The sequence below is a fragment of the Streptomyces sp. NBC_00631 genome, assembly GCF_045206895.1.
GTDB lineage: Bacteria > Actinomycetota > Actinomycetes > Streptomycetales > Streptomycetaceae > Streptomyces.
In genome coordinates this window covers 5,843,577-5,863,413 of record NZ_CP107734.1, presented here as the reverse complement: position 1 = coordinate 5,863,413, position 19,837 = coordinate 5,843,577, and the positions used below count along the sequence as shown (strand labels likewise).

General features: G+C 72.9%; 17 protein-coding genes and 2 pseudogenes. 10 read left to right on the top strand and 9 right to left on the bottom strand.

Features of this window, described 5'->3' with window-relative positions; all coding sequences use genetic code 11:
* Positions 1-192 precede the first annotated feature (192 nt).
* The 3 genes and pseudogenes from OHB00_RS26910 to OHB00_RS26900 all read left to right on the top strand — a co-directional run.
* Positions 193-498 carry a hypothetical protein gene (locus OHB00_RS26910; protein ID WP_406438293.1) on the top strand — a complete coding sequence of 102 codons (306 nt, stop codon included), beginning with the start codon at positions 193-195 and terminating at the stop codon, positions 496-498.
* A 14-nt stretch (positions 499-512) separates the two neighbouring features.
* Complete coding sequence (locus tag OHB00_RS26905) at positions 513-752, top strand: hypothetical protein (RefSeq protein ID WP_406438291.1); 240 nt, start codon at positions 513-515, stop codon at positions 750-752.
* A gap of 57 nt (positions 753-809) precedes the next feature.
* Positions 810-1,115: pseudogene (locus tag OHB00_RS26900) on the top strand (hypothetical protein); the annotation flags it as partial.
* 46 nt (positions 1,116-1,161) lie between these two features.
* Here OHB00_RS26900 and OHB00_RS26895 read toward each other — a convergent pair.
* Positions 1,162-1,764 (bottom strand): hypothetical protein, encoded by a 603-nt coding sequence (locus tag OHB00_RS26895; protein ID WP_406438289.1) that lies wholly within the window; start codon positions 1,762-1,764, stop codon positions 1,162-1,164.
* Between the two features lie 365 nt (positions 1,765-2,129).
* Between OHB00_RS26895 and OHB00_RS26890 the strand changes: the two are divergent.
* A pseudogene (locus OHB00_RS26890) lies at positions 2,130-2,201 on the top strand (antibiotic biosynthesis monooxygenase); the annotation flags it as partial.
* 21 nt (positions 2,202-2,222) lie between these two features.
* Here OHB00_RS26890 and OHB00_RS26885 read toward each other — a convergent pair.
* The 3 genes from OHB00_RS26885 to OHB00_RS26875 all read right to left on the bottom strand — a co-directional run bounded on the left by OHB00_RS26885 (position 2,223) and on the right by OHB00_RS26875 (position 5,593).
* Entirely contained in the window at positions 2,223-3,446 is a 1,224-nt protein-coding gene (locus OHB00_RS26885; RefSeq protein ID WP_406438287.1) for an NAD(P)/FAD-dependent oxidoreductase, read from the bottom strand.
* Positions 3,447-3,609: 163 nt separating this feature from the next.
* Positions 3,610-4,554, bottom strand: a complete 945-nt coding sequence (locus tag OHB00_RS26880) for an RNA polymerase sigma-70 factor (protein ID WP_406438285.1) — start codon at positions 4,552-4,554, stop codon at positions 3,610-3,612.
* Between the two features lie 10 nt (positions 4,555-4,564).
* Entirely contained in the window at positions 4,565-5,593 is a 1,029-nt protein-coding gene (locus OHB00_RS26875) for a hypothetical protein (RefSeq protein WP_406438283.1), read from the bottom strand.
* Between the two features lie 198 nt (positions 5,594-5,791).
* Here OHB00_RS26875 and OHB00_RS26870 point away from each other — a divergent pair, with 198 nt between their 5' ends.
* Both OHB00_RS26870 and OHB00_RS26865 read left to right on the top strand, forming a co-directional pair.
* Positions 5,792-7,906: a SpoIIE family protein phosphatase gene (locus OHB00_RS26870; RefSeq protein WP_406438281.1), complete on the top strand. Its 2,115-nt coding sequence runs from the start codon at positions 5,792-5,794 to the stop codon at positions 7,904-7,906.
* A gap of 392 nt (positions 7,907-8,298) precedes the next feature.
* Positions 8,299-10,698 carry a SpoIIE family protein phosphatase gene (locus OHB00_RS26865; protein WP_406438279.1) on the top strand — a complete coding sequence of 800 codons (2,400 nt, stop codon included), beginning with the start codon at positions 8,299-8,301 and terminating at the stop codon, positions 10,696-10,698.
* Between the two features lies 1 nt (position 10,699).
* On the opposite strand, the gene OHB00_RS26860 is transcribed toward OHB00_RS26865, so the two are convergent.
* Both OHB00_RS26860 and OHB00_RS26855 read right to left on the bottom strand, forming a co-directional pair.
* Positions 10,700-11,098: a hypothetical protein gene (locus OHB00_RS26860; protein ID WP_406438277.1), complete on the bottom strand. Its 399-nt coding sequence runs from the start codon at positions 11,096-11,098 to the stop codon at positions 10,700-10,702.
* A gap of 47 nt (positions 11,099-11,145) precedes the next feature.
* Complete coding sequence (locus OHB00_RS26855) at positions 11,146-12,327, bottom strand: MFS transporter (protein ID WP_406438275.1); 1,182 nt, start codon at positions 12,325-12,327, stop codon at positions 11,146-11,148.
* Between the two features lie 137 nt (positions 12,328-12,464).
* Here OHB00_RS26855 and pip point away from each other — a divergent pair, with 137 nt between their 5' ends.
* Entirely contained in the window at positions 12,465-13,445 is a 981-nt protein-coding gene (gene pip / locus OHB00_RS26850; RefSeq protein WP_406438273.1) for a prolyl aminopeptidase, read from the top strand.
* Positions 13,446-13,481: 36 nt separating this feature from the next.
* On the opposite strand, the gene OHB00_RS26845 is transcribed toward pip, so the two are convergent.
* A complete protein-coding gene (locus OHB00_RS26845) occupies positions 13,482-14,501 on the bottom strand; it encodes an aldo/keto reductase (RefSeq protein ID WP_406438271.1) in 1,020 nt (339 codons plus the stop codon).
* 130 nt (positions 14,502-14,631) lie between these two features.
* Between OHB00_RS26845 and OHB00_RS26840 the strand changes: the two genes are divergently transcribed.
* On the top strand, positions 14,632-15,210 hold the full coding sequence (locus tag OHB00_RS26840) for a TetR/AcrR family transcriptional regulator (protein ID WP_406438269.1): 579 nt from the start codon (positions 14,632-14,634) through the stop codon (positions 15,208-15,210).
* Between the two features lie 528 nt (positions 15,211-15,738).
* Here OHB00_RS26840 and OHB00_RS26835 read toward each other — a convergent pair.
* Complete coding sequence (locus tag OHB00_RS26835) at positions 15,739-16,287, bottom strand: MarR family winged helix-turn-helix transcriptional regulator (RefSeq protein WP_406438267.1); 549 nt, start codon at positions 16,285-16,287, stop codon at positions 15,739-15,741.
* A gap of 151 nt (positions 16,288-16,438) precedes the next feature.
* Between OHB00_RS26835 and OHB00_RS26830 the strand changes: the two genes are divergently transcribed.
* Together OHB00_RS26830 and OHB00_RS26825 are read left to right on the top strand one after the other, a co-directional pair.
* Entirely contained in the window at positions 16,439-16,696 is a 258-nt protein-coding gene (locus tag OHB00_RS26830) for a hypothetical protein (RefSeq protein WP_406438265.1), read from the top strand.
* 256 nt (positions 16,697-16,952) lie between these two features.
* A complete protein-coding gene (locus OHB00_RS26825) occupies positions 16,953-18,851 on the top strand; it encodes a chloride channel protein (RefSeq protein WP_406438263.1) in 1,899 nt (632 codons plus the stop codon).
* Positions 18,852-19,235: 384 nt separating this feature from the next.
* Here OHB00_RS26825 and OHB00_RS26820 read toward each other — a convergent pair whose 3' ends face one another.
* Positions 19,236-19,829, bottom strand: coding sequence for a TetR/AcrR family transcriptional regulator (locus OHB00_RS26820; RefSeq protein ID WP_406438261.1), 594 nt, complete (start codon positions 19,827-19,829; stop codon positions 19,236-19,238).
* Between the last annotated feature and the right edge of the window lie 8 nt (positions 19,830-19,837).

Genomic DNA, 19,837 nt, shown 5'->3' with positions numbered 1-19,837 from the left:
AGCGCTGACACTGCAGATACGCTATGCGGGTGGCTTTATTGAGCGCGCCGTTACATCGATCTATCCCTGCGGCATACTGAAAACGCGCAATTATTCAACCTGCGCAATACGGCATTTCCTCTATAGCAATTTCCTGGAAAAGGAGATTGCCGGAAACGCTTCGGCCTTCGAACATCATCGCTGGAGGGTGTAATGGCGTTGACGATGGAAAAGCTTGGATCTGAGGAGCTTTTCTTGGCTCCAGGAGAACCTCGCGCCTTCGCTTTTGGTATGGGTGGTGCGGAGGGGACTGCCTTTTTTTCCGAGGCGTTCCCAACTAGGCCGCAGTCAGGTAAGCAGTCCCTGTGGACAATCGCGCACGGGATCGAGACCGACGGAGTCGTTGGCGGAGGCGAATTTCGCGAACACGACAAGATTACGCACTGGGTGACCGTTCAAGTCGCCGATCCTCAGATTCCTACGCCATTCAGGATCAACACCGTCGTATTTTTTGAATGAGAGGTTCGAGCGATATGACCAGACTGATTGTCGTCGCCGACAAGAACGGCCACATCAAAGCCGCCGCGAAAGTCAATCCGGAAAACAAGTATTCGCCAAAAACGATCGAGGTGAAGTCAGGAAGTGGCGAGTCGCTACACGAAGTCACAATCCCCGAAGAGTTGCAGGCCAAGGGGCTAGAGGCCCTTGTCGATTATCACGTGGTGGCCGACGCGGAACCACGGCTTGTAAAGCGAACCGGAGCGCCGTCGTAGTCGTTCCATCGTGTCCACGCCGTCGGCGGCCGCTCGGCAGGACCTCGATTCCAGGCATGCGGCTCCACCCGCTTCATGACCGAGGTGACCGAGGCCGATCTGCGGGAGGCCGAAACCGGAAAGATTGTCGTCAAACCGGGTTGCGACATGAAGTCGCCGCACGAACTCTGGTCCGATCCTGTCGAGGCTGAGGCGCTGAAGGTTCGACTCGACGATCTGCACCGGGCGAAGATCCGGCTCGCTGATGAGGTGCTCATAGTCGGCGACTACATCGGAGACAGCACCCGAGCCGAAATCGCCTACGCCCGGTCGCTGGGCAAGCCCGTGCGGTTCACTCACCCCGAAGTCGACCCCGACGCCTGACCGCCCACCCCCACACCCTCCGCAGGCACACCTTGGAATTGATCATCTAGGCGGGCTTGCCCGGGGTCCCCTTCCACGGCCAGTAGGAGAAGCCGTTGCCGGTGTACCAGTCCAGGCGGGTGTTGCCGCAAGCACCGCTGTGCACGTCGAGGAAGTCGTAGTCGACAGCCTTGATGGACTTCTTGGGGAAGGTCACGGAGATCTCCGTGGTGACGGTGCCGCGCGAGGGGATCGTGCCCACGGCCAGAGCCTGGGAGTTCCACAGGGGCAGCGTGCCGTTGGTCTTGCTGTTCCAGTGCAGCGCCATCGCGTGCCAAGCGCCCTTGCCGACGCGCCACCGAACATGCGGCGCGGGACCCCGGTTCTTCATGAGGTTGCCGATGGCGAAGACATACGAGGCCTTGGTGAGCGCTGTGTTCTCGGTGTTGTGGAGCCGGAGCGTGGCGTAGAGCGGCACGCCGGGCTTCCGTGCGGTGGGTACAACCGATCCGGCCGCGTCCGAGACCGATACCGCTCCGTACCGGCAGTTGTACCCGGTGGCGGCGTCCTTGGGCCGAACGGCAGCCGCGGCACCGTGGGCGGCGAGCGCGCTGAGGACGCCGGCGGTGGCGGCGAGAACCGCGCCGTGGCGCATAGTGGTGTTCAACATCTCCTCCTCATCGCCTCGATGGCACAGTGACCGCGGCCTGCCGTCAATGATCTTTGCGGGATCATTACGTACTGGCGGCCTAACCAGGCGTCGTCCTCCGTCCGGAAGAGCGGGGTCAACCTCGTCCGGACTGGCTTACGGCGACCGGCTGCCGGGCTGACCAGTACCGCTGTGAGCGTCTGCTCCACGTACGCCCGCTGTTCCGCCAGGGTGAGCCCCTCCCACTCCGCGCGTAGGTCGACCGGCTTTCCGTGCGCGGCAGACTGCTGCTTGATCCACCGGTTTCGGTCTCGCGTCAACCGCCGTTCTTGAGCAGTGAGTTCCTGGAGCCTGGCGAAGTAGCGTTCCTTGGTGAGCAGGCGTGGCCGAAGCCCGCGGCTTGCGGGTCGACGCTGTGGTCCTTCGAGGTGGTGCAGTCGGCGGGGCCGAAGGGCTGACAGGCTCCCCCGCGCGCGTGGTCAGGCCGGGGTCGTGGCCGTCAGGGGCGCCTCCGCACGGGCTGGTTCCGGTACGACGCGGCGGCGCCGGGCCGGGAGGCCGAGCATCGGGTGGGCGACGGCCCAGGCCGCGCCCCTGCAGATCAGTTCCTTGTAGCGGGCGGCGGTCCGGCCCGTCAGGGCCGCCCGTACGGCGCGGTCGTCGGCCGTGACGTACTGGATCAGGCCCTCCCGGCGGCCCAGCGACACGCACTGGTTGACGTAGCGCAGCGGTGTGTTGGGGAGTTTCCCGCCGGTCAGGCGGGCCGCGACGGCGTCGGCGGCCTGCCAGGCCATCGGGAGGCCCGAGGCGCAGGACATACGGAGCGGTTTGCCGCCCGCGCCGGTCGCCGAGGCCGCGTCGCCGATGGCGTACACGTCCGGGTGCGAGACCGAGCGCATGGTCCGGTCGACGACGATCCGGCCGGCGCCGGTGACCTCCAGGGCGGTGGCCCGTGCGATGGGGTGGGTGGCGAAGCCGGTGGTCCACACGGTGACTTCGGCGGGGAGGGCCGCGCCCTCGGCCGTGGTGACATGGCCGGGCGCCACGGCGGTGACGGCGGTGTGCTCGTGCACGGTGACGCCGAGCCCGTCGAGGACCTTCCGCAGGTGCCGGCGGCCCTTCGGTGAGAGCCGGTCGCCGAGGGCGCCACGGGCGGCGAGGGCGACGTCGAGGTCCGGGCGGGCCTCGGCGATCTCGGTCACGGCCTCCAGGCCGGTGAGTCCGCCGCCGACCACGACCACGGGCGCTCCGGCCGCCAGAGCGGCGAGGCGCTCGCGCAGCCGGAGCGCTCCGGGCCGGCTCGCGATCTGGTCGGCGTGCTCGGCGGCACCGGGGACGCCCTGGTCGTGCCAGTCGCTGCCGAGGGCGTACACGAGGGTGTCGTACTCCAGTTCCGGTACGGCGTCGTCGCCGGTGCCGGCGCCGTCCACCGCGGTGGTGGTGACCGTCTTCCGGTCGACGTCCACGGCGGTGACCCTCGCGAGCCTCAGCTCCACGCCGGTTCCCGCGAACATCTCGGCGAAGGGCCGGGGCCTGAGCTCCTGGCCGGTCGCGAGCTGATGCATCCGGACGCGCTCGACGAAGTCGGGTTCGGCGTTGACGAGGGTGAGGGCGACGTCCTCGCGGCGCAGCCGCCGGGCGAGGCGGCCGGCGGCGACGGCTCCGGCGTATCCGGCGCCGAGGACGACGATGCGGTGCTGCATGTCCGTGCTCCTGTCATCCAGCTCTTCAGCGGTTCGCCCCCTGAACCGGGCGGCCCGCCGTTTCCTGACAGGGGAGCGGTGTGAAGCGGGTCACATCGGACTGTGGCTCACGCCGGACTGTGGCTCACACCGGGATGTGGCTCACACCGGGATGCGGACGGGGTCAGAAGAGGCGGAGCAGGGGATCGCCGTGGCCGGTCGCCGCCCACCGTGCGGTCGCGCGCTCCAGCTTGTCGGGGTTGAGCTGGTTGCGGAACGCGGCGATGCCGTCGGCGGTGATCTCCAGGCACATCACGCCGAAGACCCGGCCGTCGACGACCGCCACCAGGGCGGGGCCGCCGTTGGCTGTGGTGAGGTACAGCTCGACGGTGCCGCCGGCCAGGGCGCGCTGGGCGGGGCCCTGTTTGAACAGGCCCCGCATGAACTTCGCGACCGCGAGGGCACCCTCGAACGCCCTGGCGGCGGCCGGGACCTTCCCGCCGCCGTCGCCGACCGCGACGGCGTCCTCGGTGAGCAGCCGGACGAGTGGCTCGGTCCGGCCGCTGGTGGCGGCCGCGAGGAACTCCTCGATGATCTGCCGGGCGGCGGCCTCGTCGACCTCGGTGCGGGCCCGGCCGTCCGCGACGTGCTTCCTGGCCCGGTGCAGGATCTGCTGGCTGGCGGCCTCGGTGAGGCCGAGGATCCGGGCGATCTCGCGGTGCGGGTAGTCGAAGGCCTCCCGCAGCACGTACACCGCGCGTTCGGCCGGGGTGAGGCGTTCCAGCAGGACCAGGACCGCGTACGACACCGACTCCCGCCGTTCCGCGGTGTCGGCGGGGCCGAGCATCGGGTCGCCGGCGAGCAGCGGTTCGGGCAGCCACTGGCCGACGTAGGTCTCGCGTCGGGCACGGGCCGAGGTGAGCTGGTTGAGGCAGAGGTTGGTGAGCACCTTCGTCAGCCAGGCCTCGGGGACCTCGACGCGGCCGGTGTCGGCGGCCTGCCAGCGCAGATACGTCTCCTGCACGGCGTCCTCGGCCTCGCTCGCGGAACCGAGGAGACGGTAGGCGATGGCCGCCAGGCGCGGCCGGGCCGCCTCGAACCGGTCGACGTCGCTCACGGTCAGGGCCATGGGCCGGATCCTAGTCCGGGTGGTCTGCGAGGGCTCGACCGTCGTGGCGGTAGTAGGTGACCGTGTCCGTCGTCGAGTAGTTGCCGGTGTCGACGTCGAGGACCTTGACCACCGCGATGTCGCCGTTGACCGTGTCGCGCAGGCAGAAGGCCCGGCCGGGCGGGGAGTCGCGGAAGTGCAGGCGGTCCTCGGCGGGGTGGTGGACGGCCTTGGCTGCGCACTGCGCCGCGGACGGTGCCGCCTTGCCGGGCACGACGTAGGCGTCGGTGAGCGGCGGGATCTCGAAGGCGCCGTCGCCGTCGCCGCCGGCGTTGGTGCTGATGCTCCACTCGGTCTCCGAGCGGCTGGACCGACCTGCGCGCAGGTCGAAGTAGTAGTGGTAGTCCTTCAGGAACAGCCTCCGGTCGGCGTACACCCGCGTGTAGCCCTTCGAGACCGAGGAAGCCGTGTCGGCGTGGCCCTTGTCCGGTGCCACAGCCCCGTAGACGATCCCGCTCGCCGTGGCCGTGAGGGCCACCGCCACCACGGCGGTGGTGACCCGGTCCCGGGCCAGTACCCGACGCCTGGGACCGGACGGCTCCGGCGTACGACCGGAAGGGGCTCCACCCGGACTGCCGGACGGGTCCCCGGCCTGGGGTTCCCCACCCGGACTGCCGGACAGGTCCCCGGCCTGGGGTTCCCCACCCGGACTGCCGGACAGGTCCCCGGCCGGTGGGGGGCCGGAAGGGGCTCCCGCCGGATCCCCGGCCGGGCTTGCGGAGGGGTCCCCGGACGGTGCGGGGCCGGACGGGGCTCGCGCCGGGCCCCCGGCCAGGGCGCCCGGCGGCTCTCCGGGCGGGACGGCCTGGTCGGCCCACGGTGACACCGCCTTGTCCACCGCCCCGGACGCCGCGACGGCGAAGGCGATGGCGATCGCCCACCGGTCGGCGGAGTCCTGGGCCGTCCACAGGCCCGTCAGCGCGTACGACCCGGCCAGCGCCGTGCCGAACGTCGCCAGTGTCGCGAGGAGTAGAACCGCTCTCCGGCGCCCTGCGCTCACATCCGCTCCCCCTGCCTCTCACGGCCCACCCAGCTTGGCATGAAACCGACAAGCCGGGGAGTGGTGCCCCGCGCCACTGTTGCCATAAGAACGTATGCGCATATTGTCGGGAATGAGTGGTATACGCCGCGTAGCGGGCCCGGGACGGGCTCCGGGTGGCGTCTGCCGCCCCTCGCACACGACCGGAGGACGAACGTCATGCGGCTCCGTGCCCGGCCCCGGCCCAGGGGCGGCCTCTCGGTCGACGATGCCCTGGGGGTGGCGCTGGCCGACATGGTGCGCGGGACGGGGGCGGCGATGGGCGGCGTGTATCTCATCGACGAGCCGGCCGCGCTGCTGCGTCTGGTGGCGGTGTGCGGCCTGCCCCTCGGCTTCACCGCGCCCTGGCAGCGGATGCCGCTGTCCGCCCCCGTCCCGGTGGCCGACGCGATCGAGGAGGACCGCCTGGTCTGGATCGGCTCGCAGGACGAGATGGCGCGCCGCTATCCACGGGCGGCGACCGTCCTGCCGTATCCCTTCGCGCTCGCCGCGGCCCCGCTGCGCGGGGTGCGCCGCCGCTGGGGCGGGGTGGTGCTGATGTGGCCCGCCGATCATGCGCCCCGGGCCGCCACCCGCGAACGCCACCACATCAGCGCGAGCGTCCGCCGGCTGGCCCGGCTGCTGGACGACTCACCGGTGCCGCCCGCCCTCCCCGACCGGCCGCGCATCATCCCCGCGGACTCCCGGCGCCACCCCGCCCAGACCGCGCTGGCCGCCGTCGACTACCTGGACCGGCTCCCGGAGGGCGCCCTGGCCCTGGACCTGGAGGGCAGGGTCACGTTCATGTCCACGACGGCCGCGCGGCTGCTCGGCCGGGACGCCGACCGGATGCTGGGGACGCGGCCCTGGCAGTCGCTGCCGTGGCTGGACGACCTCAGGTACGAGGAGCGGTACCGGCTGGCGGTCATCTCCCGGGCGCCGGTGTCCTTCAGCGCGCAGCGCCCGCCGGACCAGTGGCTGACCTTCCACCTCCACCCCGACGCCAGCGGCATCAGCGTGCGCATCACCCCCGGCGAGGAGACGGCGGCCGCGGCGAGCGGGCGCGTGGAGCCGGCGCCGACCGCGCCCGGACGCCTCTACCAGCTGGTCCACCTGGCCGCCGCGCTCACGGAGACGGTGACCACCCAGGACCTCGTCGCGCTCATGGCGGACCAGGTCCTGCCCGCGTTCGGCGCCCAGGGACTCGTGCTGAGCATCGCCGAGGCGGGCCGCCTGCGGATCGCCGGCCAGCACGGCTATCCCGCCGACGTCGTCGAGCACCTCGACGCCCTCCCCCTCGGCACCGGCCTCACCCCGGCCGGGCAGGTCCTCGCGAGCGGGGTCCCCGCCTTCTTCGGCAGCCCGGCCGAGCTGGCCCACAGCTACCCCCGGGCACCGCGGCTCAGCGGGAAGCAGGCGTGGGCCTTCCTGCCCCTGGTCATCTCGGGACGCCCGGTGGGCTGCTGCGTCCTCTCCTACGAACAGCCCCACACCTTCACCGCCGACGAACGCGCCGTCCTCACCCCGCTGGCCGGTCTGCTCGCCCAGGCCCTGGACCGGGCCCACCTCTACGACACCCAGCACCACCTCGTCCACCAGCTCCAGCAGGCGCTCCTGCCGCGCAGCCTCCCCACCGTGCCCGGTCTCGACATCGCCGTCCGCTACCTGCCGGCCGGGCACGGCATCGACGTCGGCGGCGACTTCTACGACCTGCTGCGCCTGGACGACACCTGCGTGGCCGCCGTCATCGGCGACGTGGAGGGCCACAGCATGGCCGCGGCCGCCCTGATGGGCCAGGTCCGCACCGCCATCCACGCGCACGCCACCGCCGGAGCCGCCCCGGACCAGGTCATCGCCCGCACCAACCGGCTGCTCACCGACCTCGCCCCGGACCTCCTGGTGACCTGCCTCTACGTCCACCTCGACCTGGCCCGCCGGGAGCTGACCCTGGCCGGCGCGGGCCACGTGCCGCCGCTGCTGCGTCCGGCACCCGGCCTGGCCCACCCCCTCCACCTCGACCCCGGCCCGCCGCTCGGCGTCGACGCCTGCGCCCGCTACCCCGTCACCCGCGGCGCGCTCCCCGCGGGTGCCGTCCTCGCCCTCTACACCGACGGCCTCGTCGAACGCCCCGGGACCGACGTCGGCGGCGCCACCGCCGCCCTCACCGAGCACCTCGCGCACGCCGACGCCGACGACCTGGAGCACCTCGTCGACAGCCTCGTCCACCAGGCCTGGCCGGCCGGCGGCCACACCGACGACCTCGCCGTGCTCCTGCTGCGCGCCGGACACCCGTAGTCCCCGGCCCCGCCGCGGCAGCGGGGGGGCGGCCGTCAGGCGGTGGGCGTCGCTCTCCTGGCCGGCTGCTCCACCCGCTCGTGCAGGTGCTCGACGTGGCACTCGGACTCCGGCCAGCCGGAAGGTGAGCCACAGGGCCGCCGCCGCGGCACCCGCGCGGGAGCACTCCGCGCTGGCCGCGACAGACCGGGCGCTCCGCGAGGGCACCGGGTGACGGCTCCACCAGCCTGATACCGGCCCCGACAAGGGGTGGAACGGGGCGTACGACCCAGGGAACCGTCATGGCACCGGCGCGGTCAGTAGCGGCGAAGTGCCGGCCGGTGTCGGTTGAGCGGAGTACGGCGGGGCGGGATCCTGGGACGGAGCGGGGTACACGGACGTCCGGAGGCACCATGACGGGACGCGTACCGGAGGATTTGGCCGTCGTCGTGGACGCCGGCGGAGCGGTCCTGGTGTGGAGCGCGGGCGCCCGGCGGCTGCTCGGGTACGAGCCCGCCGAGGTCGTCGGCCGTTCCGCCCAGCTGCTGCTCGCCGCCGAACTGCCCGCGTCCGCGCGCCGGCACCTCGCCGACGGGCAGGGGTGGTCCAGCGAGGTGGCGCTGCGGCACCGCAACGGCGACCGGATCGTCGTGCACCTCCAGGGCACCCCGCTGGAGGCCGGCGGCGGCCGGCCGCTGTGGCTGGTGACCGGTGCCGCGCGGGCGCCCCTGTCCGGAAGCGAGCAGCCCGGGGCGGCCACCCTGTGGGACTACACACTCGCCCAGCTGCCGATGCCGGTGGCGATCTACGACCGGCAGGCCCGGTTCGTCGCCGCCAACGAGAGCATGACCCGGATCATGGGCCTGCCCGTCGCGGAGATGCGCGGCAAGACCCTGTGGGAGATCGAGTCCAGCCCGCCCTTCGACGAGTACGACCGCCTCCAGCGGCAGGTCCTGCGCACCGGGCGGACGGTCTTCCACGAACAGCACGGCCAGGCGCCCGGCGAGATCCGGGAGCACTCCTGGTCGATGTACTTCTCCCCGCTGAAGGACGAGAACGGCACGGTGCAGGGCCTGTCCGCGGTCGTCTTCGACACCACGGAGCAGTACTGGGCCCGCCGCCACCTGGCCGTCCTCAACGACGCGAGCATGCGCATCGGCACCACCCTGGACGTGACCCGCACCGCCGAGGAACTCGCCGAGGTGGCCGTGGGCCGGTTCGCGGACTTCGTCACCGTCGACCTGCTGGAGTCCGTCGTCCTCGGCGACGAGCCGGAACCGCTGCGGCCGGGCGAGCCGGTCGCCGTCCGCCGGGCCGCGCAGCGGTCGGTGCTGGCGGGCTGCCCCGAGGCGGTGGCCGACCCCGGGGACGCGTTCCGCTACCCGGTGGAGACGCCCCCGATGTGGACCCTGCTCGCCGGCCGCGGCACCCGCCACCGGCCCGGCGACCCCGGCATGCAGGAGTGGCTCCGGGCCTCCCAGGCCCGCGCCGAGTCCGTCGCCCGGCACATGATCCACTCGGTGCTGCTGGTCCCGCTGCGGGCCCGCGGCGTCACCCTCGGCCTCGCCCACTTCCTGCGGCACCGCACGGCCGAGTCGTTCACCGAGGACGACCAGCGGCTCGCCGAGGAGATCGTCGCCAGGGCCGCGGTGAGCGTGGACAACGCCCGCCGCTACACCCGCGAGCGCCGCACCGCCCTCGCCCTGCAGCGCAGCCTGCTGCCCGGCCGGCCGCCGGGCCTGGCGGCGACCGAGGTGGCCTACCGCTACCTGCCCACCGGGTCCGGCGCGGACGTCGGTGGCGACTGGTTCGACGTGATCCCGCTCTCCGGCGCCCGGGTCGCCCTGGTCGTCGGCGACGTCGTCGGCCACGGCATCCGCGCCTCGGCCACCATGGGCCGCCTGCGCACCGCGGTACGGACGCTGGCCGACGTCGACCTCGCCCCCGACGAACTCCTCACCCAGCTCGACGACCTGGTCATCCGCCTCGACCGCGAGGAGGGCCCGGAGGTGCCCGGCCGGGCGGAGACGGCGTCCTCCGGCGAGGTCGGCGCGACCTGCCTGTACGCCGTGTACGACCCGGTGACCCGCCGCTGCACCATGGCCCGCGCCGGCCATCCGCCGCCGGCCCTGGTCACCCCCGGCGGCGACGTGCGCTTCCTCGACCTCCCGGCCGGCCCGCCGCTCGGCCTCGGCGGGCTGCCCTTCGAGTCCGTCGAGGTGGAACTGGCCGAGGGCAGCCTGCTCGCCCTCTACACCGACGGCCTGGTGGAGACCGCCGACCACGACATCGAGGTGGGCCTCGGGCTGCTGCGCCGGGCCCTGGCCGATCCGGCCGCGCCCCTTGAGGAGACCTGCGACCACGTCCTGCGCACGGTCCTGACCGACCGCCCGGCCGACGACATCGTCCTGTTGCTCGCCCGCACCTCGGCCCTGGACACCGCGAGCGTCCGCACCTGGCAGCTCCCCCAGCACCCGTCCGCCGTCGCCGGGGCCCGCAAGATGGCCTGCGAACAGCTGGCGGTCTGGGGCCTGACGGACGCGGCCTTCGCCACCGAACTGATCGTCAGCGAACTGGTCACGAACGCGGTCCGCTACGGCGACGGCCCGATCTCCCTCCGCCTGATCCGCGACGCGTCCCTCATCTGCGAGGTCTCCGACGGCAGCAGCACCGCCCCGCACCTGCGCCGGGCCCGCGTCTACGACGAGGGCGGCCGGGGCCTGCTGCTGGTCGCGCAGATCTCGGAACGCTGGGGCAGCCGCCAGACAGCCACCGGCAAGACGATCTGGGCGGAACAGCCGCTGCCCGCGTGACCTACCGGGTGAGCGGCCGGTCCCGCCGCAGCGTGTCGATCACGGCGGACACCACCGCGGAGGCGACGAAACTCCCCACCATGACCAGCACCACGCCGACCATGAACAGCCCACTGGCGTCGTCCGACCAGTCGACGTAGGCGGCGAGGGTCAGCCCCACGGTCGTACCGCCCACGGCCGCGGCACAGTGACCCCGGGCGGCCGCCTGGCACACCGCCGCGAACAGGGTCACGGCCAGCCCGGCCACCTGCCACACCTGGTACGGCCCGCTCACCGACCCGTCGCCCCGCACGTCGTACCCCGTGTCCCAGCCCAGCCAGGCGGCCCAGGCCGCCACCGCCACTCCGGCCACCACGAGCGCCGGCCCCATCGCCCGGAGAACGGGCCTGTGAAGTCCCATGCCTCAAGCGTTCCGGCCGGGCCGGGCGCCGAACAGAGTACGGATACTCAGACCGACACCGCGGCGGCGACAGCGGCGGCGGCGAGCGCGACGAGCACGGCCAGGGCGCCGTAGCCGTGGGCGAGGGTGGTGCCGGAGGCGACCGCGGCGACCAGCAACGGGCCGCCCGCGTCGCCGAGTTCACGGCCGAGCTCGGCGGCGCCCATGGTCTGGCCGAGGCGTTCGGCGGGGGTGCTCGTGGCCAGGGCGGCGAAGCCGAGCGGGGTGATCAGGCCGGTGCCGGCGCCGGTCAGAACGGCGGCGGTGAGGATGCCGGTCAGGCCGGGCAGCATGGCGCAGGCCAGGCCGGCCGCGGTGAGCAGCAGTCCGGCGGTGAGGCCGGTGCGTGTCGTCAGGCGTCCGGCGTCCAGGGCGTGTCCGGCGCGCGGCTGGACCAGCGCGGCGGTCGCGGCGAGCAGCGACACGGCGGCGCCGGTGGCGACCGTGCCCAGCCCTGCCACGCGGCCGGACACGGGCAGGAAGCCCACTCCGACCGACAGCGCGGCGGTCGCGGCGGCCAGCGCGGCGGTCGGTGCGAGGAACACCGGGTCGGTGAGCCGGCGGGCGAGGTCGAGGAGCGTCTGCCGGGCCTTGGGCAACGGCGGTACGACGGGGACGGCGAGCGCGGCCCAGACGGCGACCGTCGCGCCGAGCACCGCAAGGACGGTGAACAGCAGGCGCAGGCCGCCGGCCCACACCAACACACCGCCGAGCAGGGGGCCGAGGGTGTAGCCGACGGACTTGCAGAAGCCGTAACTGCCGAAGGCTCGGCCGTGTCCGGCGGCCGGGTTGAGGCGGGCGACCAGGGCGGAGGCCGCCGGGGAGAAGGCGGAGGCCGCGGCGCCCTGGCCGAGGCGGGCGGCCCACAGCCAGCCGGGGCTGCCGGCGACGGCGTACAGCCCGGAGGCGAGGGCGAAGGCGACCAGCCCGCCGAGCAGGACGGGCCGCGCCCCGATCCGGTCGGCGAGGCTGCCGAACACCGGCTTCAGCACCACCTCGGCGCCGTCGTACAGCGCGAGCAGGCCGCCCAGCACCAGCAGCGAGGTGACCGCGTCCGCACTGTGACCGCCGAGGTTGGCGGCGATGCCGTGCGCGCCGAAGGCGGTGGTGAACCCGGCCGCGTACAGCGGCCACATCGGCCCTTTCCGCTGCCCGCTTCCCTGCCCGCTCCGCCTGCTCGGCCCGGTCATGGCGGTGACGGTACAGGACCCGTCTTCGCGCAGGTTGCCGCTTCGGCCTGCGCGAAGACGGGAAACGCAGGGTGGGGCCGGTCCGACTCGGGGAGGATGGAGGGCCGTTCCCTCCCACTTTCCGGAAGGAGAGCCCTGTGTCCGAGCAGAGCTCCGGTCCCGAGGAGTTCCCGCCCGTCGAGCCCTACGCCCATGGCCTTCTCGATGTCGGGGACGGGCAGCGGGTCTACTGGGAGACCAGCGGCAACCCCGGGGGAAAGGCCGCCCTGTGCGTGCACGGCGGCCCCGGCAGCGGGGGGCGGCGCGGCAGCCGTCGGCTGTTCGACCCCGAGGTCTACCGGATCGTCCTCTTCGACCAGCGTGGCTGCGGCGAGAGCCGGCCGCACACCTCCGACCCGTCGGTCGGCCTCGCGCACAACACCACCGACCATCTGATCGCCGACATGGAACGGCTGCGCGAGCACCTCGGCATCGAACGCTGGCTTCTCTACGGCGGCTCCTGGGGCTCCACGCTGATCCTCGCCTACGCCGAACGCCACCCGGAGCGGGTCTCCGAGATCGTCATCTCCGGTGTCACCATGACCCGCCCCGAGGAGACCGACTGGCTCTACCACGGCGTGGGCCGCCTGCTTCCCGGCCCCTGGGAGGCCTTCCGCGACGCCCTGCCGCCCGCCGACCGCGACGGCAGCCTCGTCGCCGCCTACAACAGGCTGCTGAACAGCCCCGACGACGCGGTCCGGGTCGCGGCGGCGCGTGCCTGGGTAACCTGGGAGGACGCCGTCATCGCCCACGAGGTGCTGGGCAGTCCCGGCGCCTACAGCGACCGGCCCGACGACGCTCTCATGGCCTTCGTCCGCATCTGCGCGCACTATTTCGCCCACGATGCCTGGCTGGAGGACGGCCAACTGCTGCGGGACGCCCATCGGCTGGCGGGCATTCCAGGGGTCCTGGTCCATGGCCGGCTGGACATCGGCAGCCCGCTGAAGACGGCGTGGGAGCTGGCGAAGGTCTGGCCGGACGCGGAGCTGAAGGTGATCGACGATTCCGGTCACACCGGCAGTCCGGCGCTGCGGCGGGCGGTGCTGGCGGCGATCGCACGCTTCGGCGAAGGCGGGTGACCGGGGGCCGGACCGGGCCGGTCTGCCCCTGAGCCGTCAACGGCGGCGCAGGGCCGCATCGAGCAGGGCGGGCGGGGTGTCGAACTTCTCGTGTGCGGCCAGGTCGGTGCCGGGGGCGACGATCGCGTCGATCGCGTCCAGGACGTCGGCGGAGAGCACGGTGTCGGCGGCGGCCAGCTGGGAGCGCAGATGGTCCACGGTGCGGGGCCCTATGAGGGCGCTGGTGACGGCGGGGTGCGCGGTCACGAAGCCGAGGGCGAGCTGGATCAGGGTCAGCCCGGCTCCGTCGGCGACAGCCGCCAGTCGCTCCACCGCGTCGAGCCGGGCCTGGTTGGCCGGGAGGGCGAGGTCGAAGAGGTCGGGCAGCATCCTGGCGCGGCTGGTGGCGATGGCCTGCCCCCTGCGCACGGCACCCGACAGCCAGCCGGAGGCCAGCGGGCTCCACACCAGCACGCCCATCCCGTACTCCTCCGTCACCGGCAGGACATGGGCCTCGACGCCCCGCTGGAGGAGGGAGTAGCTGGGCTGTTCGGTGACATACCGGCCCACGTGGTGCTCACGGGCGGCCCACTGGGCCTGCACGATCCGGTACGCCGGGTAGGTCGAGGAGCCGAAGTGGCGGATCTTCCCGGCGCGTTGCAGATCGGTCAGTGCCGACAGGGTCTCCTCGTCACTCGTGGCCGGGTCCCAGCGGTGTATCTGATAGAGGTCGACGTGGTCGACGCCGAGCCGCCGCAGGCTGTTCTCCAGCTCGGTGACCAGCCACCGCCGTGAACCGCCCCGGTGGTTGCGCTCGTCCCCCATCGGCATGCCGGCCTTCGTGGCCAGCACGATGTCGTCACGGCGGCCGGCGATCGCCTTGCCGACCATCTCCTCCGACTCGCCCTGCCCGTACATGTCGGCGGTGTCGATCAGATTGATCCCGGCGTCCAGGGCGGCGTCGACGATCGCGGTCGCCTCCTCCTGGGTGGTCCGCCCGATGGCCCCGAAGTTCATCGCGCCGAGCCCGAGCGCGCTGACCTGCACGCCGGTACGGCCCAAGGTGCGGTACTGCATGGTTGGTTCTCCTCACCCGACATAAACGGAACGACGTCCCGCTTCACGTCTTCGACGATACGGAACACTGTCCCGTTTCGCAACGCCCCGATAGAGTGACGGCCGAGGGACTCCCGATGAAGGACACGCGATGAAGGACGAGGAGCGGGCGGTCCGGCCCCGGCGGGCGGACGCGCGGCGCAACGAGACGACGCTGCTGGAGGCGGCCGCGGCGGCGTTCGTCGCCGCGGGCGTGGAGGCGCCGGTGCGCGACATCGCGGCCCGGGCGGGCGTCGGCACCGCGACGATCTACCGGCACTTCCCGACCCGCGCCGACCTGATCATCGCCGTCTACCGGCACCAGGTGGAGGCCTGTGCCGAGGCCGGCCCGGCCCTGCTGGGCAGTGCTCCGACCGCGTACGCGGCGTTGCGCGAGTGGATCGACCTCTTCGTGGACTTCCTGGCCACCAAGCACGGCCTCGCCGCCGCCCTGCACTCCGACCAGGCGGGCTTCGACGCCCTCCACGAGTACTTCCTGGACCGGCTCCTCCCGGTCTGCGACCGGCTCCTCGGCGCGGCGGCCGATTCCGGCGAGATCCGCTCGGACCTGACCGGGTACGAGCTGATGCGCGGCGTCGGCAACCTCTGCATCGGCGCGGAGAACGACCCCTGCTACGACGCCCGCCGGCTGGTGGGTCTCCTGGTCACGGGGTTGCGGGTGCCACGCTGAGGCGGTTGCCGGAGACCGTGGCGGGGGGCGGCCGGGGATGTCGCGGCACCCTGCCGGGACGCGTCCGGCCCAGGGGACGGCAGGAGCGGGAGCCACATCGACCCGCCGACGGGCGCCCGCACCACCGGGCCTCGGGTTACGGCGCCGGGCTACGACCTCGGGCCGGGCTACTGCGCCGGGGCTTCGAACTCGGATCGGGCTACTGCGCCGGGGCTTCGAACTCGGGCCGGCTACTGCGCCGGGGCTTCGAACTCGGATCGGGCTACTGCGCCAGGGCTACGACCTCGGGTCGGGTAACGCGCCAGGGATACGACCTCGGGCCGGGTAACGACGCCGGGCTACCGCCCCGGGCCACAGTGCCGACCACGACCTCGAACGCCGGACCTCGGACGCCGAACGTCGGTCTCGGGCCACGGCGGCGGCCACGACTCGGACTACGACGCCGGACCATCGCCCCGGGCCAGCGCGTCGGCCACGACCTCGGCTTACGGCGGGCGCCGGGTCACAGTGCCGGGTCACGGCGTCGCGTCACGGTGTCGGATTGAGGGGGTCGTCGAGGATGCCGGCGAGGCGGTCGGACTCCTCGGTCGGGTTGATGCCCAGGTCGAGGGTGTCGGCGGCCTCGGTCAGGGCACGGAGGGCGGGGACGAGGGCGGCTCGCTGCTGGGCGGGCAGCCGCTCGACCAAGGTGCGGATCTCGGCCCGCCGGTGCCCGAGGACCTCCTCGACCAGCCGCTGTCCGGCGGGGGTCAGGCTCAGCACCACCTCACGCCGGTTGTCGGGGTTGACCTTGCGGTCGATGAGCGCCAGCGACTCCAGCCGTTCGGCCATGCGCAGGGCGGTGGAGGGGGTGACACCGAGGGTGGCGGCCATGGCGACGAGCTTGATGGGGCCGCAGCCGTGCAGGGCCACCAGGGAGCGCAGTTGCGGCAGCGTCAGCGGTACGTCCACCGCGGCCAGGGCGCGCGCGGAGAGGGCGACGACCAGCCGGGAGGCCGCCATCACCGCGAGGGTGACCTCCTCGGCCTCGCTGTCCAGCGCGTCCTCGGCGGCACGGCCGTTGCGCTGCTCGCTCATGGACCCCTCACTCCGGCCGCATTCCGGCCATTCTTCCCAACGAACCGAATTTCACCCATCACCCGGGGTGACCATTGCAGAGTGCAATGATAATATGGTCGCCATACCGGAGACGTGCGGGCGCGACGCTCCGGCGATGAGGGTGATGACCATGAGAACCGAACCGATCCACGAAGCCTATTCCTTCGTGTGCCTGCGCTGCGGGCACGCATGGGAGGGCACCTACGAGATCCGGCACTGCCGGGACGGCTCCGGACGGCTCCGCGCCGACTACTACGTCCGCGGCGGCATGAAGGTGCCGTCCCCGCTCACGGACAACGCCTGCCGGGTGTGCGCCGGGCGCCGCATCCGCATCCTGCGCCAGGGCCGCGTCGACTCGGCCCGCCCCACGCCCACGCAACTCCCCTGACTCACAGACCCGCTTGAGAGTTCGGCTCGCCTGAGGGTCCGGCTCGCACGAAGACCGCGTCTTCCTCCCTTCCCGCACGGGCAACGGCGCCCGTGAACTGCGCCATGCCTCATGCGCATGCGCCGCCCGGGGCCCACAGCCGGGCCCAGGCCGCACCCGCACCCGCACCCGCACCCGTGCCTATACCCCGAGGCCGCCGCGCCCTCGTACCCCCGCCCCGCCCTGCCCCATCCCCATCCCCATCCCCGGAGCCACCGTGCCCTCTGAGCCGACGCTCGCACCGTCAACCGAGTCCAGCGCCGACCCCGACCGCGCCCCCTCCTCCCCCCTCAAGATCCCGCACCTGGGTGACTTCCACGTCCCGCCCCGCGTTCTCCTGATCTCGCTTCTCGCCGTCCCCGTCGGCGTCGTCGCCGCGCTCGTGGCCGCCGGGCTGCTCAAGCTGATCGCGTCGATCACCAACCTCGCCTTCCACTGGCGGTTCGGTTTCGGTACGGCCGTCCCCGGCGACACCCCGCACCGCTGGCTGCTGCTGGCGATGCCGGTCGTCGGCGGGCTGGTGATCGGGGTGATGGCCCGCTACGGCTCCGAGAAGATCCGGGGCCACGGGATGCCGGAGGCCATCGAGTCGATCCTGGTCGGCGGCAGCCGGGTGCAGCCCCGGGTGGCCGTGCTGAAGCCCGCGTCGGCCGCGATCTCCATAGGCACCGGCGGACCGTTCGGCGCGGAGGGGCCGATCATCATGACCGGGGGCGCGGTCGGCTCCCTGTTCGCCCAGTTCCTGCGGGTCACCACCGACGAACGCAAGGCTCTGCTGGTCGCCGGTTCCGCCGCCGGCATGGCCGCCACCTTCAACGCCCCGCTCGCCTCGATCCTCCTCGCCGTCGAACTGCTGCTGTTCGAGTGGCGCCCGCGCTCCTACCTCCCGGTCGCGGTGGCCGCCGTCACGGCCACCCTGGTCCGCGGCCCGCTGCTCGGCACGGCCCCCCTCTTCGGCGGCGCCCACGTACCGACGCGCATCTCCCTCTCCGCCTACGGCCTGTGCGTGGTCGCCGGTGCCGCGGCCGGCCTGCTCGCGCTGCTCGCCACCGCCCTCGTCTACTTCTCCGAGGACTTCTTCGCCCGCCTGCGCATCCACTGGATGTGGTGGCCGGCGATCGGCGGGGCGATCATCGGCACCGGCGGCCTGGTCGAACCGCGCGCGCTCGGCGTCGGCTACGACGTCATCGGCGCGCTCCTCACCGGTCACGCCACGGTCGGCCTGATCATCGGCATCCTGGTCGTCAAGACCCTGATCTGGGGGCTGTCGCTGGGCTCGGGCACCTCCGGAGGAGTCCTCGCGCCGATGTTCATGGTCGGCGGGGCGCTGGGAGCCGCCGAGGCCCTGGTCTTCCCACACGTCAGCCCCGGCTTCTGGGCGCTGGTCTCGCTGGCCGGCGTGCTCGGCGGTGTGATGCGCTCCCCGCTCACCGGCATCGTCTTCTGCCTGGAGCTGACACACGAGGTCAACGCCCTGATCCCGATGGTGATCACCGCGACGGCGGCGTACCTGCTGTCGGTCGTCCTGCTCAAGCGCTCGGTGCTGACCGAGAAGCTGGCCCGCCGAGGGCTGCACCTCACCCGCGAGTACAGCGTCGACCCGCTGGAGGTGCATCTCGTACGGCAGTTGGAGACCCCGGCTGCGGTCACCTTCCGCACCGACGACCCGGCAGGCGAGATCACCGCGCTGTTCCGCGCCGCGCACGAGGCGGGTGACCCCGACCGGCTGCTGGCCCAGCGCCTGTACCCGGTGCTGGACGCGGACGGCGCACCGGCCGGCGTGGTGACCCGGAGCCAGTTGGTGCACGCCGTCCCCGACGACCGCACGCCCCTCGGCGAACTGGCCGCCGTACCCGTCACCGCCCATCCCGACGAGACCCTGCGCACGCTGGCCAACCGCATGGCCCGGCACGAGGTGACCCGCCTCCTCGTGGTCAGCCGCGCCGCGGACGGCGAGCACCGGCGGCTGGAAGGCATCATCAGCCTCCGCGACCTGCTGACCGCCCGCCGCATAGACCATCACGAGGAACACCACGCCGAACGGATCCTCACCCTGCGCTCCCGGCCCGAGCCCGCACCGGCACCGGCACCGGCACCGGCACCGGCCACGCCTTGACCGCCCCGACCGCCCCGACCGCGCCGACCGACCCGCGCCGGACGGCCGGCGCGGTCGCCGGGTGCGGACGTGCTCCCGGGCCAGGGTGACGGCGGCGTCCCCGAAGGCGGCCGGGAGGCAGCGAGCAGCCGAGACGGGCAACGTCGTGAACCAGGCCGACGCCCGGGCACCACGGACGAGCGCCACGGACGGGCACCGCGTCCGGGCACCACGGACGAGCACCACGCCCGAGCACCACGCCCGAGCACCACGGACGAGCGTCGCACCCGGTCGTCGCACCCGGGCACCGCACCCGAGCGCCACACCTGAGCCGCGTTGGCGGTGAAGCAAGGGCGTCGACGTGTTCAGCAGTGGGGCGAGCGGCGCGGTATCGGTCGGGAGGCGTCAGGCGGGGCGGGCGAGTTCGGCTTCGAGCAGTGCCTCGAGCCGGCGTGCCACCCGCTCCAGCGGCTCCATGTCGCGCCGGGCGCGGCACATGGCGATGGCGCCCTCCACCGAGGCCACGACGAGGGTCGCCACCTCGGGGGCCCCGTCCGGATCGGCTCCGTGGTCCCGCAGGGATCCGGTGAGCAGCCGCTCCCAGTCCTGGAACGCCTCGGCCGCCGCGAGAAGCGCGGGCGGGATCTCCCCACCAGGCGGCGGCTCCTCCACGGAGACCGCCAGCACGGGGCAGCCGGCCCGGAAGTCGCTCCGCACGACGATCCCGCGCCACAGGTCGAGGAAGGCGCGCAGCCCGGCGACCGGCCCCGCGTCCAGCTCCCTGGTCAGCAGCCGCTCGACGGCCGTACCCGCGTACCGCACCGCCTCCGTCGCGAGCTGCTGCTTGCCGTCGGGGAAGTAGTGGTACGTCGAACCGAGCGGCGCCTCGGCGTGTTTGGCCAGCTCACGGATGCTCGTGGCGTTCAGTCCGCGTCTGCTGATGAGGTCGGCGGCACCGGCCACGATGCGTTCGCGCGACGGCGGACCCGACCTGGCCATGCTGGTGC